Annotated in this window: 20 protein-coding genes; 15 read left to right on the forward strand and 5 right to left on the reverse strand. The window is 43.8% G+C overall.

The genetic code is table 11. The features are described 5' to 3' along the window. Positions 1-3 precede the first annotated feature (3 nt). Positions 4-642: a phosphoribosylglycinamide formyltransferase gene (purN, locus tag CPC19_RS00675; protein ID WP_016390365.1), complete on the forward strand. Its 639-nt coding sequence runs from the start codon at positions 4-6 to the stop codon at positions 640-642. Positions 643-651: 9 nt separating this feature from the next. Then, positions 652-1,386 (forward strand): DUF3108 domain-containing protein, encoded by a 735-nt coding sequence (locus tag CPC19_RS00680; RefSeq protein ID WP_016390364.1) that lies wholly within the window; start codon positions 652-654, stop codon positions 1,384-1,386. A 15-nt stretch (positions 1,387-1,401) separates the two neighbouring features. On the opposite strand, the gene dcd is transcribed toward CPC19_RS00680, so the two are convergent. Both dcd and apbC read right to left on the reverse strand, forming a co-directional pair. After that, on the reverse strand, positions 1,402-1,968 hold the full coding sequence (gene dcd / locus CPC19_RS00685; RefSeq protein ID WP_015004971.1) for a dCTP deaminase: 567 nt from the start codon (positions 1,966-1,968) through the stop codon (positions 1,402-1,404). A gap of 11 nt (positions 1,969-1,979) precedes the next feature. Next, a complete protein-coding gene (gene apbC / locus CPC19_RS00690) occupies positions 1,980-3,065 on the reverse strand; it encodes an iron-sulfur cluster carrier protein ApbC (protein ID WP_016390363.1) in 1,086 nt (361 codons plus the stop codon). A 230-nt stretch (positions 3,066-3,295) separates the two neighbouring features. Between apbC and CPC19_RS00695 the strand changes: the two genes are divergently transcribed. The 9 genes from CPC19_RS00695 to CPC19_RS00735 all read left to right on the forward strand — a co-directional run bounded on the left by CPC19_RS00695 (position 3,296) and on the right by CPC19_RS00735 (position 11,531). Beyond that, a complete protein-coding gene (locus tag CPC19_RS00695) occupies positions 3,296-3,472 on the forward strand; it encodes a DUF3012 domain-containing protein (RefSeq protein WP_016390362.1) in 177 nt (58 codons plus the stop codon). Positions 3,473-3,654: 182 nt separating this feature from the next. Further along, positions 3,655-5,688 (forward strand): methionine--tRNA ligase, encoded by a 2,034-nt coding sequence (gene metG / locus CPC19_RS00700; RefSeq protein ID WP_016390361.1) that lies wholly within the window; start codon positions 3,655-3,657, stop codon positions 5,686-5,688. Between the two features lie 166 nt (positions 5,689-5,854). After that, positions 5,855-6,436, forward strand: a complete 582-nt coding sequence (rsxA, locus tag CPC19_RS00705) for an electron transport complex subunit RsxA (RefSeq protein ID WP_016390360.1) — start codon at positions 5,855-5,857, stop codon at positions 6,434-6,436. A gap of 3 nt (positions 6,437-6,439) precedes the next feature. Further along, complete coding sequence (rsxB, locus tag CPC19_RS00710; protein ID WP_015004967.1) at positions 6,440-6,985, forward strand: electron transport complex subunit RsxB; 546 nt, start codon at positions 6,440-6,442, stop codon at positions 6,983-6,985. Then, the gene (gene rsxC / locus CPC19_RS00715; RefSeq protein WP_016390359.1) at positions 6,982-8,508 is read left to right on the forward strand and encodes an electron transport complex subunit RsxC; all 1,527 of its coding nucleotides are present in this window, start codon (positions 6,982-6,984) and stop codon (positions 8,506-8,508) included. The genes rsxB and rsxC overlap by 4 nt, the downstream gene beginning before the upstream one ends. A 3-nt stretch (positions 8,509-8,511) precedes the next feature. Next, on the forward strand, positions 8,512-9,537 hold the full coding sequence (gene rsxD, locus CPC19_RS00720) for an electron transport complex subunit RsxD (protein ID WP_015004965.1): 1,026 nt from the start codon (positions 8,512-8,514) through the stop codon (positions 9,535-9,537). A 1-nt stretch (position 9,538) separates the two neighbouring features. Further along, positions 9,539-10,180: an electron transport complex subunit RsxG gene (rsxG, locus tag CPC19_RS00725; RefSeq protein WP_035850695.1), complete on the forward strand. Its 642-nt coding sequence runs from the start codon at positions 9,539-9,541 to the stop codon at positions 10,178-10,180. Next, on the forward strand, positions 10,173-10,856 hold the full coding sequence (locus tag CPC19_RS00730; protein WP_015004963.1) for an electron transport complex subunit E: 684 nt from the start codon (positions 10,173-10,175) through the stop codon (positions 10,854-10,856). The genes rsxG and CPC19_RS00730 overlap by 8 nt, the downstream gene beginning before the upstream one ends. An 18-nt stretch (positions 10,857-10,874) precedes the next feature. Further along, on the forward strand, positions 10,875-11,531 hold the full coding sequence (locus tag CPC19_RS00735; RefSeq protein ID WP_223253206.1) for an energy transducer TonB: 657 nt from the start codon (positions 10,875-10,877) through the stop codon (positions 11,529-11,531). Between the two features lie 4 nt (positions 11,532-11,535). Here the strand turns inward: CPC19_RS00735 and CPC19_RS00740 are convergent, their stop codons facing one another. Then, positions 11,536-12,357 (reverse strand): PHP domain-containing protein, encoded by an 822-nt coding sequence (locus tag CPC19_RS00740; RefSeq protein ID WP_016390356.1) that lies wholly within the window; start codon positions 12,355-12,357, stop codon positions 11,536-11,538. A 32-nt stretch (positions 12,358-12,389) separates the two neighbouring features. On the opposite strand from CPC19_RS00740, the gene CPC19_RS00745 reads away from it, so the two are divergent. Genes CPC19_RS00745 through CPC19_RS00760 form a run of 4 tightly spaced genes read left to right on the forward strand, consistent with a single transcriptional unit; the run spans position 12,390 to position 14,634 of the window. Beyond that, a complete protein-coding gene (locus tag CPC19_RS00745; protein ID WP_016390355.1) occupies positions 12,390-12,911 on the forward strand; it encodes a peptidylprolyl isomerase in 522 nt (173 codons plus the stop codon). 2 nt (positions 12,912-12,913) lie between these two features. Continuing rightward, a complete protein-coding gene (locus CPC19_RS00750; RefSeq protein ID WP_016390354.1) occupies positions 12,914-13,564 on the forward strand; it encodes a glutathione S-transferase in 651 nt (216 codons plus the stop codon). 55 nt (positions 13,565-13,619) lie between these two features. Next, positions 13,620-14,111 (forward strand): LEA type 2 family protein, encoded by a 492-nt coding sequence (locus tag CPC19_RS00755; RefSeq protein ID WP_015004958.1) that lies wholly within the window; start codon positions 13,620-13,622, stop codon positions 14,109-14,111. A gap of 58 nt (positions 14,112-14,169) precedes the next feature. Continuing rightward, positions 14,170-14,634, forward strand: coding sequence for a glycine zipper 2TM domain-containing protein (locus CPC19_RS00760; RefSeq protein ID WP_016390353.1), 465 nt, complete (start codon positions 14,170-14,172; stop codon positions 14,632-14,634). A 3-nt stretch (positions 14,635-14,637) separates the two neighbouring features. Here the strand turns inward: CPC19_RS00760 and CPC19_RS00765 are convergent, their stop codons facing one another. Further along, positions 14,638-15,486, reverse strand: a complete 849-nt coding sequence (locus CPC19_RS00765) for an SPFH domain-containing protein (RefSeq protein ID WP_015004956.1) — start codon at positions 15,484-15,486, stop codon at positions 14,638-14,640. Between the two features lie 20 nt (positions 15,487-15,506). Next, positions 15,507-15,965 carry an NfeD family protein gene (locus CPC19_RS00770; RefSeq protein ID WP_236610529.1) on the reverse strand — a complete coding sequence of 153 codons (459 nt, stop codon included), beginning with the start codon at positions 15,963-15,965 and terminating at the stop codon, positions 15,507-15,509. Between the last annotated feature and the right edge of the window lie 8 nt (positions 15,966-15,973).

Consider the following 15,973-nt stretch of genomic DNA (forward strand, 5'->3'; position numbering starts at 1 on the left):
ATAATGAACTCCGACTATCGTATTGTCGTTTTACTATCGGGCTCTGGCACAACGCTCCAATCGATTATAGATACTGGCCTACCCGCCACTATTTCGGCGGTTATCAGTAACAAGCCCGGGGTTATGGGACTTAACCGTGCCAAAGAAGCCAGTATTCCAACCCATGTTTTAGATCACACCACTTATTCATCACGTGAAGCCTTCGATCAAGACTTGCAGCAACAAATTGATGAATACAAACCTGATTTAGTGGTTTTAGCTGGGTTCATGCGCATTCTTAGCGATGACTTTGTGAACCATTATTACGGCAGACTCATCAATATTCACCCCTCTTTGCTGCCAAAATACAAAGGCATGCACACACACCAACGGGTTATGGACGATGGCGAGCCACTTCACGGTAGCAGCGTACACTTTGTTAATACTGAGCTCGATGGCGGCCCTGTGGTTTTGCAAGCACGCTTACCGGTTCTTCCCAACGACAGCCCCGAGAGCCTTGAGCTTCGAATTAAAACGAAGGAACACCTTATTTACCCAACCGCCATTAGCTGGCTTGCCGAGGGACGAATTGAACTAAAAGGCAACGAAGTCTATATGGATGGAAAAAAAATGAGCGGCCCAGTCGTCATGGATTACATGTAATGTAAGCAGATGAATATATTACTAAAAAAAAACAGCCTATTTATTGTCGTCGTTTTTTTTAGTTTATTATCTACTCATACTTTTGCAGCTGACCAAACCCTTCCCACCTTTAAAGCCGAGTACAAACTAAGCCATAATAATATTGAAATTGGCCATGTTTCATTAAACGTTAAAATGTTAGCCAATGGCCAATATCAGCTTCTCTCATCCACTGAAACAAGCGGCTTGCTTGCCTTCGTACGTGACGATATCGTACTTGAAAGCAGTCGATTTGAGCTCACTGAACAGCAAGTAAAGCCTTTATCCTACGAATACCAACAAACTCTTGGCGATGACAAGAAAAACATAAAATTGCACTTTGATTGGCAGACAAAAACACTTACAAATTCGTCAAAAGGGCACGATTGGAGGCTAACGCTAAGCAACGGCGTCTTAGATAAAGCGCTTTTACAATTAGCCCTAATGCAGGACTTAAAAAACCCGGCCGAAAAGTCGTTGAGCTACCAAGTTGCCGATGGTGGAAAATTAAAAACCTACTCCTTTACTCAACTAGGCAACGAGCAAATTAAAGTAGCCGGAAAACAATACCAGACCATTAAACTTGCGCGTAAAAAAGACGATAAACCCTTGATTACCTATTATTGGTGCGCAAAGGAATTACATAACCTCCCCATTCTTTTACAGCGTAAAAAAACCTATGGGACTTTTGAAATGCGCCTGCTAAGTGCCCATTTTGACAATTAGCAACACAACGCCTCGTTAAGCTTTAGGTAATGTAACGCCAGTTTGTCCTTGATACTTACCACCGCGATCGCCATATGATGTTTCACATATTTCGTCGGCACCTAAAAACAATATTTGCGCGACGCCTTCATTAGCATAAATTTTGGCTGGCAAAGGTGTGGTATTCGAAAATTCCAAAGTAACATGCCCTTCCCACTCTGGCTCCAATGGGGTGACATTAACGATAATGCCGCAACGCGCATATGTTGATTTACCCAAGCAAATTGTCAATACATCCCGTGGGATCCTTAGGTATTCAACCGTTCTTGCCAAGGCAAATGAATTAGGTGGAATAATGCAAACATCCGACTTAATATCAACAAAGCTATTTTCATCGAAATTTTTAGGGTCAACCACTGCCGAATTAATATTCGTGAAAATTTTAAACTCATCAGAACATCGAATATCGTAACCATAACTCGATGTACCATAAGAAATAACCCGCCCCTCATCTGAGTGTCTCACCTGATGCGACTCAAAAGGCTCGATCATCCCTTTTTCATTCGCCATACGGCGAATCCAGCTGTCTGATTTAATACCCATAGCGAACCTAATTAATTAATAACAATGTTTGGAATTTTGCCACTAAAGTCTTTTGCTTTTACTGACAATGATGCGGCCAGTTTCCTAGCCATTTTTCTATAAATCACAGAAATTTGGCTGTCCGGGTCTAACGCAACGGTGGGGGTTCCAGTATCTGTGCTGGTTCGAATAGAGATATCCAACGGCAGCGCTCCCAAAAATTCAACACCATATTGTTGCGCCATCGCCTCGCCACCGCCTTGCCCGAAAATTGCTTCTTCGTGTTGGCAGTTTGAACAGATATGCAGACTCATATTTTCAATGATTCCGAGCACTGGAATATCCACTTTTTCAAACATTTTTAGGCCTTTCTTAGCATCAATCAAGGCGATATCTTGCGGTGTTGTCACCACGACAGAACCGGTTACAGGAACAGTTTGTGCCAAGGTTAAATGGATATCGCCGGTTCCCGGTGGCATATCAATAATTAAATAGTCAAGATCATCCCAATTTGTATCATTTAACAATTGACCTAAGGCTTGCGTAACCATCGGCCCACGCAAAATCATCGGTGTATCTTCGTCAACTAAAAAACCAACTGACATCACTTGCAGACCATGGCTTTCCATTGGCTGTATGGTTCGGCCATCTGGCGAACTAGGGCGACCACTAATACCTAACATGGTCGGTTGACTTGGGCCATAAATATCCGCATCAAGAATGCCGACACGTGCACCTTCTGCAACAAGCGCCAACGCTAAATTAACCGATGTTGTTGATTTGCCGACCCCTCCTTTTCCAGAAGCCACAGCCACCATATTCTTTACACCATTCATTAATTTAACGCCCTTTTGAACAGCGTGTGGTTTGATGATCCAGCTAATCGTTACCTCAACGCTGTTAATGCCATCGAGCTGCTGAAGATGCGCCGCAACCTCAGCCTCTAACTGCTCTTTAACGCCCGCAGCTGGGTACCCCAATATGAGCTCAACTCGAAGCTCACCATTGACCAGTGTTAAGTTTTTCAACGCCTTATTAGACACGATACTGTTACCCGTTAACGGGTCAATAAATTCTTTTAGGTGCTGCTCTATACCTGTTACTGACAATTCACTCATTTGTGCTCCAAATAGCCCTGCAATAAAACACTCTATTCTATACGTTTATTCGCAACTTTTGCGAATTTTAGGCACCGACTAAAAGCGCAAACCAAGCAACCATTTATAAGCCAGCCTCACATCATCGACAAGGGTTAATAAAATTATTAACACCTACGCGACTAATTTTAGTAGCATCTCCGTATCTCGTTTTCACAACACGTCTAACATCAATACTTTTAAGGACATCCATGAGCATCATTAAAAAAAGCGCCCTTAGCGCCCTTGTTATCACATTATTAACCCTTACAGCATGCACGCCAGAAGTTGGAAGTGACGCTTGGTGCACAGACATGAAAGAAAAATCTAAAGCTGATTGGACCGCTAACCAAACATCTGATTTTGCAAAAAACTGCGTTTTTAAATAACGTCATTTTAAATTCACAAACCGGACAACTTTTTTCATAAACTTAAAACATACCGTGTAAAGAATAAGCACAATGCCGAAGGCATTGTGCTTATTTTATGGGACAATACAGCCAAATAAACCAACGCCTATACAACACCATTTATTGTTAGGCTTACTTGCTCAACACTATCACCTTTATTTATGTCAAACGAAATAAGAAAAATTCTTGTTACCAGTGCTTTACCTTACGCTAACGGCCCTATTCATATTGGCCATTTAGTTGAATATATCCAAACTGATATCTGGGTGCGTTTTCAAAAACAGCGAGGACACACCTGTCATTATGTTTGCGCCGATGATGCACACGGCACACCCATTATGTTAAGGGCACAACAAGAAGGCATAACACCTGAGCAATTAATTGCAGACACATGGACTCAGCACAACGCCGACTTCCAAGACTTTAATATTGGTTTCGATAATTTTTATACAACCCATTCAGACGAAACACGCGACTTTGCCGAACTGATCTACAACCGCTTACATGAAAAGCAGCATATTCACAGCAAAACCATCACCCAAGCTTATGACCCGGTTAAGGAAATGTTTCTTCCTGATCGTTTTATCAAAGGCGAATGCCCAAAATGTGGTGCCGCCGATCAGTACGGTGATAACTGTGAAGTCTGCAGTGCAACGTATTCCCCTACCGATTTAATTAACCCTGTTTCAGCTGTTTCAGGTGAAAGGCCCATTGATAAAGAGTCAGAGCATTTTTTCTTTAAACTGGGCGAATTTGAAGCCATGTTAAAAGACTGGACTCAATCTGGTCATCTACAAGAACAAGTATCTAACAAACTAAACGAATGGTTTGAAGTGGGCTTGCAAGATTGGGATATCTCTCGGGATGCGCCTTACTTCGGTTTTGAAATCCCTAACGCACCAGGCAAATTCTTTTATGTTTGGCTTGATGCGCCGGTTGGCTACATGGGCAGCTTTAAGAATTTATGCGACCAAAATGGACTTGATTTTGACGAGTACTGGGGTAAAGACAGTAACACCGAGCTTTATCACTTTATCGGCAAAGACATTGTCTACTTTCATGCCTTATTTTGGCCAGCCATGTTAACAGGTGCTGGGTTTAGAACCCCAACCGCGATATTTTCTCATGGCTTTTTAACCGTTAATGGTGAAAAAATGTCAAAGTCTCGCGGCACCTTTATCAAAGCTCGCACTTATTTAGAGCACTTAAACCCTGAATATTTACGCTATTACTTTGCAGCAAAATTGAGCAACCGGGTTGAAGATATCGACCTTAACTTCGAAGACTTTAGCCAGCGCGTCAATACTGACCTTGTAAATAAAGTGGTAAACATTGCGAGCCGTTGCAGTGGCTTTATTAAAAAACGGTTTAATAATGAATTATCCGCTACGTGCTCCGAGCCTGAGCTATTCCAATCATTTGTTGAGGAAAACCACACTATTGCTGAACTGTACGAGTCACGCGAATACGGCAAAGCCATGCGCGCCATTTCTGCCTTGGCCGATAAAGCCAACCAGTATATTGACGAAAAACAACCATGGGTCATTGCTAAGCAAGACAATTGCGATGCTGAATTACACGACATTTGCAGTGTCGGCATTAATTTATTTTATGTTATTGCCAGTTACTTAAAACCCGTTGTACCAACGATGGTTGCTAAAGCTGAAACATTTATCAACGCCGGCGAGTTTGCTTGGCCAGATGGGTTATCGCCTCTAACCGCTCACACCATCAATAAATTCAAACCCTTGATGGCCCGTGTTGACGCAGATAAGCTCAGCGCTTTAATTGAAGCATCGAAAGAAAACTTACTCTCAACCCCTACTGCCGCAAAAAGCCCAGCGACTAAAAAAATTGAAAAGATAGCCAATACTATCGAGTTTGACGATTTTGCTAATATTGATTTGCGCGTTGCCCTTATTGAAAAAGCCGAGCACGTTGAAGAGGCTGACAAATTACTTCGTTTAACACTAAGTTTGGGTGATGAAAGCCGGCAAGTATTAGCAGGGTTAAAATCTGCCTATACGCCTGAGCAACTTGAAGGCCGACTCACTGTTATGGTCGCTAATCTTAAACCACGTAAAATGCGCTTTGGCGTATCCGAAGGCATGGTTCTAGCCGCAGGTCCAGGTGGTGATGAATTATGGATCTTATCGCCAGACAATGGCGCAAAACCCGGAATGCGCATTAAATAAAAACCAGTATGGTGCAAAAAGTTGAGCATTTAATAAAAAGCCCCTATAATTCTTAAATTGAATATTAAATACAATTTTCATTCTATCTGGTTATATGAGGCGCTAACAATCAACCATACGATTTGAACTAATGGCTATATACTAGTCAAAACCCTTTATTTACCCTATGTCTGAATACCTACTCATTTTAGTCAGCACCATACTAGTCAACAACTTTGTGTTGGTGAAATTTCTCGGCTTGTGCCCCTTTATGGGTGTTTCAAACAAGCTGGAAACTGCTATGGGTATGGGATTTGCGACAACATTTGTACTTACCCTAGCGTCCATTTGCAGTTATTTAGCTAATCATTATTTACTGGCTCCTTTAGGCTTAGAATATTTGCGGACCATTACTTTTATTGTTGTTATTGCTGTCGTTGTGCAAATGACCGAAGCTATCGTCCATAAAACAAGCCCCTTACTGCATCAGGTTTTAGGTATTTATCTGCCGCTTATTACCACTAATTGCGCTGTCTTAGGCGTCGCCTTATTAAGCGTTCAAGAAGAGCATAATTTTATAGAGTCTGGCTTATATGGCTTTGGTGCCGCTTTAGGGTTTTCTTTGGTATTGGTGTTATTTTCCACCATTCGAGAACGCATTACTGTGTCTGACGTGCCCGAGCCATTTAAAGGTAATGCTATTGCTTTAATCACTGCGGGCTTAATGTCAGTTGCCTTTATGGGCTTTTCAGGCTTGATTAAATTCTAACTCATGTCTTTTTTTATACTCATTATTTTATTCGCCGCACTTGGTATCCTTCTTGGGTATGCCGCTATTCGCTTTAAGGTAGAAGGTGACCCACTGGTTGATAAAATTGACGCTGTCTTACCACAGACTCAATGCGGTCAATGTAACTTCCCTGGCTGCCGACCATACGCACAAGCTATTGCCAATGGTGATGCTGACATCAATCAATGCCCACCCGGTGGCGAAGCAGGCATTATCGCCCTTGCAGACTTATTAGGGGTTGAACCCAAACCACTCAACGAAGAAAACGGCGTTGAGAAAGCAAACTTAGTGGCGGTTATTGATGAAAACACCTGTATTGGTTGCAAACTCTGTATTCAAGCCTGCCCTGTAGACGCTATTCTAGGTGCACCCAAACATATGCATACCGTTATCGAAGCAGAATGCACGGGGTGTGAATTGTGCGTATCCCCTTGCCCTGTTGAGTGCATAACAATGGAGCCTGTGGCAACAACCTTGTCCCTTTGGGAGTGGGAAAAGCCTAAATCTTCTGAAGAGAAAAACTCATGAAACTATGGTCATTTAAAGGTGGTCTACCATCGCTTGCCGACCATAAAAATGAGTCGGTCAACTTACCCATTGAAATAGCACCTGTACCAAAGCACTTAATTTACCCTTTAGGCCAGCACATTGGTAATGCTGCAAAACCGCTGGTTAACGTTGGCGACACTGTGCTACGTGGGCAAAAAATAGCCGAAGCGCAAGGCATGATCAGCGCACCGATTCATGCCAGCAGCTCTGGCACTGTAGTAAGCATTGCCGACCACCTAATCCCCCACCCTTCTGGTTTTTCTGCGCCCTCTATAACAATAGAAACTGATGGCCTCGATACCGAAGTAACGCCAACACCTCAGGCTGACTTCAAACAGTTAGCGGCTGAGAAACTGGTTCAACTGATTCGTGAAGCTGGGATTGTTGGCCTAGGTGGCGCCGCATTTCCTACCGCGATCAAACTTAACACGCAAAGCAAAGCTATCCAAATCGACACTTTAATTTTAAACGGTGCCGAGTGTGAACCTTATATCTCCTGCGATGATCGGCTATTAAAAGAGCGCTCCGATCGCATCGTAGAAGGCATTGAAATTCTGCTACATATGACCGGCGCAAAGCGTGCGATTCTTGCTATTGAAGACAATGTACCCGACACGTTTAAGACCGTTCAACGCACCATAGCCGAGCACCAAAACAGCATTATTAGCGCCGTTCAAATTCCCACTATCTACCCAACAGGTGGCGAAAAACAACTGATTCAAACCCTAACGGGTAAAGAAGTTCCCAGCGGCAAAATTCCTGCGGACATTGGCATTGTATCTATTAATGTTGGTACTGTTTACGCAGTTCAACAGGCGGTTATTGAAGGCAAACCGCTAACATCAAGAATTATCACCGTCACCGGAGAAGGGGTTAATAAGCCTCATAACCTTGAGGTTAGATTAGGCACGCCTATTAAAGCACTCATTGATATTTGCAATGGCTACACAAAATTTGCCGAACGCTTAATTATGGGCGGCCCAATGATGGGCTTTGCGTTGTTAAACGACGATATCCCCATTATCAAAGCAACCAACTGTATTCTAGTTGCCAGCAAACAAGAAGTAGTCACCGAAAAACAAGCCATGCCCTGTATTCGCTGCGGCTTATGCGCCAGCGTATGCCCGGTTTCGCTACTCCCACAACAGCTGTATTGGTATAGCCGTTCTGAGCAGCTAGAAAAGGCTGAAAAACTAAATTTATTTGATTGTATTGAGTGCGGCTGTTGCGATGTCGCGTGCCCAAGCCATATTCCATTGGTACAGCATTTTCGATATGCAAAAAGTGCCTTAAAAGTACAAAAGCATGAAAAGCATTTATCCAATGTGGCCCGTGAGCGCTTTGAAGCAAGAGAAGAACGTATCGCTCGTGAGAAAGCAGAACGCGCAGAACGTTCTCGCAAAAAGAAAGCAGCGTTAAAAAACAAACCTGCTAAGGAAGAAATTGATGCTGCTGTTAGTCGCTCAAAAGCCAAGAAAAAACCAACACCAGACGAGGGCTAAACTGTGCATTTTTTAACCTCTAACGCGCCCTTTATTGAACCGCAAAATAGTATTCAGAAAATGATGCTCTGGGTTCTTATTGCATTAGTGCCGGGCATCATTACGATGATTTGGCAATTTGGCCTAGGCGTTTTAAGCAATATTATTATCTGTGTTTCCACCGCCGTTATCACTGAGGCGGTCATGTTGAACCTTCGTAACAGGCCTGTACTCCCTTTTCTGTCTGACCTAAGCGCCGTAGTAACTGCCGTACTTTTAGCACTTGCCTTACCCACCATCGCACCATGGTGGATTCCGTGCATAGGTGCTTTTATTGCTATTGTTATTGCCAAACACTTATACGGCGGGCTCGGTTATAACCCGTTCAATCCAGCAATGGTTGCCTTTGCCGTCTTAATGGTTTCTTTTCCAAAAAGCATGACCGTTTGGATGCTGCCCTATTCAATGCTACCTGCCGATAGCAGCTTTACTGATCTACTACCCATTATTCTAGATCAACAACCTAAACAAGCACTAATTGACGCAATAACCGCGGCAACACCACTCGATGAAATGAAGACGCAGCTCAGCCTGAATCAAACCATCGGTGAAATACGCTCATCATCTATATTTGGTAGTCTGTCCGGTGAAGGCTGGCAATGGGTGTCTATTGCTTACCTTGTGGGCGGCCTTCTATTAGTATTTAAAAAAATCATTAGCTGGCATATTCCTGTCGGTTTGTTAAGTGGCTTGTTCACCATCAGCTTTGCTTTCTACCTACTGGAACCTAGCGTGACACCATCACCGTTGTTTCACTTGCTTAGCGGTGGCGCCATACTCGGTGCTTTCTTTATCGCTACCGATCCGGTTACCGCTGCCGCGACCTTAAAGGGCCGCTTTATTTATGGCGTTTTAATTGGCTTACTCACTTACATTATTCGTACATGGGGTGGTTACCCCGAAGGCATTGCTTTTGCAGTTATCCTTATTAATATGGCCGTTCCACTGATCGACCATTACACGCCTCCACGCGTTTATGGGCACCACTAATATGGCTAATAATAAAACATCAATTCTAAAGTCTGGCTGGGTGCTCGGCTTGTTTTCGCTAATTGGCATTGGGCTTGTCTCGCTCACTTATTCGATAACACATGAAAAAATTGCAGATAATGAGCGCTTATTTATTTTACAAAACCTACGTGAACTAGTCCCTGAAACGCTTCATGATAACGATCTGCTAACAGATACACTTCAAGTCGTAGACCCAAGTGCCTTTGGAAATAAACACGAAGTCACTATTTATAAAGCCATCAAAAACAACAAACTGATGGCCATCATTGCTTCACCGACCGCAGCGGATGGCTACAATGGCTCTATCAAACTATTGGTGGCTATTCGAGCGAATGGCGAACTAATTGGTGTTCGCGTGGTCTCACATCACGAAACACCGGGGCTAGGCGATGCCATTGATACCAACAAGAGTGATTGGATCTACGGCTTTAATGGACGTTCATTAAACAACCCTGTAAGCCGTTTATGGCAGGTTAAGAAGGACGGAGGTCGTTTTGACCAATTTACTGGCGCTACTATTACACCTAGAGCCGTCGTTAAAGCAGTGTTAAGAACCTTACAATATTATCAAGCCAATCAAGAAACATTAACAACCATTACCCAAGCAACTGACAATGGATAGTTACAAACAAATTTTAAAAAATGGTCTTTGGGATAACAACCAAGCCTTCGTTGCTCTACTAGGGCTATGCCCCTTGCTGGCAGTGAGTAATACCGTTATTAACGGTTTAGGGCTTGGGCTGGCAACCACCCTCACCCTCGTATTATCCAATGCTATTGTGTCTATTATTCGGCGACAAGTGGGTAGCGAAATTAGGCTGCCCGTTTTTGTACTCATTATTGCCTCCATTGTCACCGCCATTGAGCTGCTCATGAACGCCTTCTTTTATGAGCTATACCTCATACTTGGCATCTTTATTCCACTGATTGTGACCAATTGTTCCATTATTGGCCGCGCAGAGGCCTTTGCATCCAAAAACCCTCTTGGTACATCCGTGGTAGATGGTTTAGCTATGGGGCTTGGCTTTACTGCCGCTTTAGTTATTCTAGGCGCCGCACGTGAAATTCTTGGCTCTGGAACTTTATTTGCAAACGCTCATTTAATGTTTGGAGACGCGGCTAAAGACATGGTCATTTATGTCATTCGCGATTACGAAGGCTTCTTGCTCGCTATTTTACCGCCAGGAGCCTTTATTGGTTTAGGCCTACTTATTGCGCTAAAAAATGTTATTGATAAGCGACTTGCAAAACCAAGTACTCAAACAGTCACTTTATCAATGGACCCTGAAAAAGCCTGATTATAATTCGTGAGTAGCGTGGCACAGTCATGGGGGTCGGTTATTTACAAGCCAAAGTCAGTGCTGCTATTTGTCTTTATTTCGTTTATAGCCCATGCCATTGTTGTGGCTCTTGCCTATCAAACCGGTATTTTTTCAAGCGATGATATTGACAGCATTGCCACTAAGAAAATAAGTATTTCTTTGGCTGTGCCAACGCCAATCACTCCGCCAACACCCATTAAACCGCCTGAACCTAAGCCAAAGAAAGTAACACCGAAAAAAATTGTCACAAAGGCAGCTACGGCAAAAAAAGTAAGCCCAAAGCCCAAGAAAGTGGTCAAAAAAAAGGCACCCGCTGCAACGCCTAAAGTAACACCCAAAAAGGTCGCTTCTCCCCTGCCATCGCCAGTTAAAAAACCAGCCCTTTTTATGTCGCCACAGCCAACCTATCAACCTAAGCCAAAATACCCAAGCGTTGCAAGGCGAAGAGGCGTTGAAGGTTCGGTTATTTTTGATCTTTCAGTGGCTAATGATGGGCGTGTTACCCGAGCAATTATTATTCAAAGCTCTGGCTCATCTGCCCTTGACCGATCTGCCTTAAAAACAATTCAAACGTGGCGATTTCCTGCTAGCAAATTCAACTCTCTTTCCACCTATAAGCAAAAAATCGAGTTTCGACTGAACAGTTACTAAGCGCTTACCAGTCTAGCCAAATCGGTTTGCATACCGTTGGAAATGCTGACATTGCACCAATATCACTCCACTGACTCGATTGATGAAAATCCGAGCCACACGAAGCCAGTAAGCCTTTTTCAACACACAGCCTAGCCAATCTGTCCGTTTCTTGCTTGCTTTGCTGGCCAGAGACAACTTCCATCCCTCTACCACCTGCTGCAATAAAATCATCCAATAACGCCGACCGCTTAGTCCATGTCATTTTATACTTCAGTGGGTGCGCTAATACTGCCACCCCGCCTGCCTTTACTATCCAGCCGATAATGTTCGGTAACTCTGCCCAGCATTGTTTTACATCGCCCGGCTTTCCATCTCCCAAGTATTTCTTGAACGCCGTGGAGATATTCTTAACCACACCGAGTTCAACAAGATGCTGTGCAAAATGGGGCCGCCCAATCTGGCTATGGTTAGCAATTTCACTGACCCGATTAAAATCGATGGGGCCAACCAGTTTAGTTAACCGTTTGGCAATAATCTGTGCTCGATCAGCCCGTGCTTTTTCCTGCTGAGCGACCCCTTCTTTAATCGATGCACTATCGAGGCTTAAGTTCAAACCGACAACATGAACACCCACCCCTCGCCATTGCGTTGACAGTTCAACACCAGGAATAATCTTCAAGCCGTCATAACTGGCTGGCGACAATTGCTCATAAGCATCTACCGTATCATGGTCAGTAATGGCTAACATCTCAACACCCTTTGCTTTCGCCCGTTCAACCAAGTCATTGGGGGTTAATGTCCCATCAGAAATAAGGGTATGCGAATGAAGATCAATTTTTTTCATGCCATGAAGTTTACACCGTGAGGCAAACTTGAATGTTAAAATTGTTATTTATTGACCACAAACTTTTAACCATGCAGATTACTAAAGACACCGTTGTACGATTTAACTACATCTTAAAAAATGACGAACAAGAAATTATTGAGCGCTCTTCGGCTCAAGAACCCATCGCGTATTTACAAGGTCATGGCGGCATGATTCGTGGTGTTCAATTAGCACTTGAAGGCAAACAAGCAGGTGATAAGTTTAGCGTCAGTGTTGAACCAAAAGATGGTTATGGCGAACGTCTAGATAATTCAATTCAAAGCGTTCCAGTCAAACATTTAATGGGCGCTAAAAAATGGCGTCCAGGCATGATTGCCACCGTGCAAACTGAAAAAGGTCAGCACCAAGTCAACGTCGTAAAAGTGGGGAAATTTATGGCTAAGGTAGACACCAATCACCCCCTAGCAGGGCAAACGCTTCACTTTGACATTGACATTGTTGATGTTCGAGCCGCCACACAAGAAGAAATTTCACACGGGCATGCTCATGGCGCAGGCGGCCACCACCACTAAACGTGACCTCTACAGCCAACACGCCCATTTTATATTCATTTCGTCGCTGCCCCTATGCCATGCGAGCCCGCTTAGCAATAAAGCACGCTGGCATTAAAGTGGCCTTGCGTGAAGTTGTCTTGCGCAACAAGCCACCTGCCATGTTAGCGATCTCACCTAAAGGAACTGTGCCTGTGCTTCAGTTACCCACTGGTGAAGTCATTGATGAAAGCTGGGAAATTGTGCACTGGGCAACATCAATAAACGATAGCCAGTCCCTAAGGGGTTCTTCGGCGCGGGTTTTAGACGCTAACCGCCTAGTATCGCTGAATGATAATGAATTTAAACAACACCTCGATCACTATAAATATGCTGATCGATTTCCCGACTTCTCAGCGGAGCACTACCGTACACAAGCTGAGGCTTTTCTTAGCCTTTTAGATCAACGATTAGCAGCGCATTCTTTTCTACTGGACGATGAACCCTCGATTGCAGACATTGGCATTTTTCCCTTTATTCGCCAGTTTGCGCATGTAGACATTGATTGGTTCAAGCAAACCCCTTACCCGTATTTGCAGCGCTGGTTTGAACACTATCTTTCTTCTGAACTGTTTACTAGCATTATGAACAAATACCCAGCTTGGGAAGAAGGCCAAGATACTCTTTTGTTCTAACCCTTTCTTTTAGCTTCTGCCTAGCATAAGATTAAAACCCGCCACGGAGATAACCATGCGTTTCCTTACACACCAACTTCTAGTTCCATTTATAGTTCTACTAACCTTGGCAGGTTGCGCCGGTATTACCTATCATGCACAACCACCGCAAATCAGCCTTAATAATATTCAACTGGTTAACGCACAACTGCTAGAGCAAGAATACGCATTAACCTTACGCATTCAAAATACAAACGACTTCCCGTTTTTCATTAAAGGGCTTAGTTATCAATTAGAAATTAATGGATCAGAATTTGCGCACGGGGTCAGCAGCCAATCGGTCAATATATTGCCTTATCAAGAAGCCTACCTAACGGTCTCCCTCATCAGCAATACATTGGGCGTAATCAAACAACTAGAAACACTCTCTGGCACTAACAAGACTGATTTACACTTTCGTTTAACCGGTAAAGTCAGCCATGGCACCGTTAACATTCCTGCCTCTATGTACAGCTTACCCTTTGTAAAAGAAGGCACCTTAAACCTTAATACGCTCTTAAAGAAATGAACCAACCAGAGATCTTTGTACTCCAACTTACAACAGCCTTTAAAAAAAAGGAGACATCATGAAGCTGCTACTTCCAATCACCTTATCTTTACTATTAATCGCTTGTGCTGGCCCCAACCCATATGGCCCATCCAGCGAAGGCTACACCCGTAGTGAAGCTAATCAAACCTTACACGTCACAAATGGCATCATCCTTGATCTTCAGCCAGTCACCATCGATTCAGAAGGCAACGCCGTCGGTAAAATTGCCGGTGGTTTAATTGGCGGCATTGGTGGCAGCAGTGTTGGTAGCGGTCGAGGCAGTGCTGCCGCAGCCGTGGCGGGCGCAGTTGTCGGTGGTATTGTCGGCAACAAAGCCGAGGCTATGTATAACAAGGCCAATGGCGTGCAAATTACCATTCAGCTCGATAACGGCCAAGTACAATCCGTTGTACAAGAAGTTAACGAAAACGTTATGTTTAGAAAAGGCGACCACGTCAAACTGATTCGCAGCGCCTCGGGCAAAGTTCGCGTTATTCAATAAGCCTTAACGCCCACCCAACATGCCTTTAATTGCTGCCGGCAAATCTGCCGGTAGCAAAATGGTTTTTGCGTTATCTGAATTTGACATATCTTGTATTGCATCGACATATTTCTCACCCAGAATATACATCACCGGCAATTCCTTATCTTGAATCGCTTCAGCCACTTTAGTAATAGCCAACTTACTCGCTTCTGCCAATACTACTTGCGCCTCTGCATCTCGTCTTGATGCATCTAAACGACCTTCCGCTTCCAAAACGGCAGCGGCTTTTTCACCTTCTGCCCGAGTCACCGTTGCGCGACGTTGCCTTTCTGCAGCCGCTTGCTCTTCCATTGCATTTTGCATTGTGCCAGATGGGGTAATATCTTGAATTTCAACGGTTTTAAGCGTAATCCCCCAGTCTGAAATATCATCTGAAATAGCTTCTTTTAAACGTGCTTTAATTAATTCTCTAGAGGTTAATGCATCATCCAACTTCATTTCACCCACAATAGACCTAAGCGACGTTTGTACCAGGGTTCTAATGGCTAGCTCATAGTCTTCCACGCCATACACAGCACGCTCTGGCGCCACAATATTAATGTACGCAACCGCATTAGCAATAATCACTACATTATCTTGCGTAATCACCTCTTGGGAGGGAATATCCAACACAATGTCTTTCGTGGTAACACGATAGGCAACTTGGTCTATGTATGGCACCACCAAATTTAACCCCGGCCCTAATGTTTTATGAAACTTACCAAGGCGTTGCACAACAAACTTAGACCCTTGGGGCACCAATTTAACCCCCATCGCAACCGTTAAGAACACTAGCCCAAAAAATACCGCCGCTACAATAAGTCCTTCCATTGTTAACTCCTTTTTTTAAATTACGTTACTTTGTTAACCACAAGCGTATTACCCGAGGCTTCTTTAATCATCACTTTATCGCCGACTATCACAAGGTCTTCACAGATAAACTCCCATTCATCATCACCCAAAATAGGGGTCGTAAAACGTACATGCCCACGCGATGCTTCACTGGGCGCTTTAATCACCATTCCCGTTTCACCTGCAATCGCTTCTTGCGTAATACCCGCCTTAGTACGATCGATCATTTTGGGGCGCAAAAATTTAAACCAGCCCGCTGCAAAAACAACCGAAAAAATAGTCCAAATAAACAATTGCCAACCGAGCGTTAACGAGGGGACTAAGGCCAAAAAAGCAGCCACAACAACAGCACCCAAACCAAACCATAGCACTGTAAAACTGGGCACAAAAATCTCAAACCCCACCAGCAACATACCCAGCACTAACCAGTGCCAATAAACCAACTCAAGCTCCATCATCACTGTTC

It is taken from the genome of Cycloclasticus sp. PY97N (assembly GCF_002443175.1).
Taxonomy (GTDB): Bacteria; Pseudomonadota; Gammaproteobacteria; order Methylococcales; family Cycloclasticaceae; genus Cycloclasticus; species Cycloclasticus pugetii.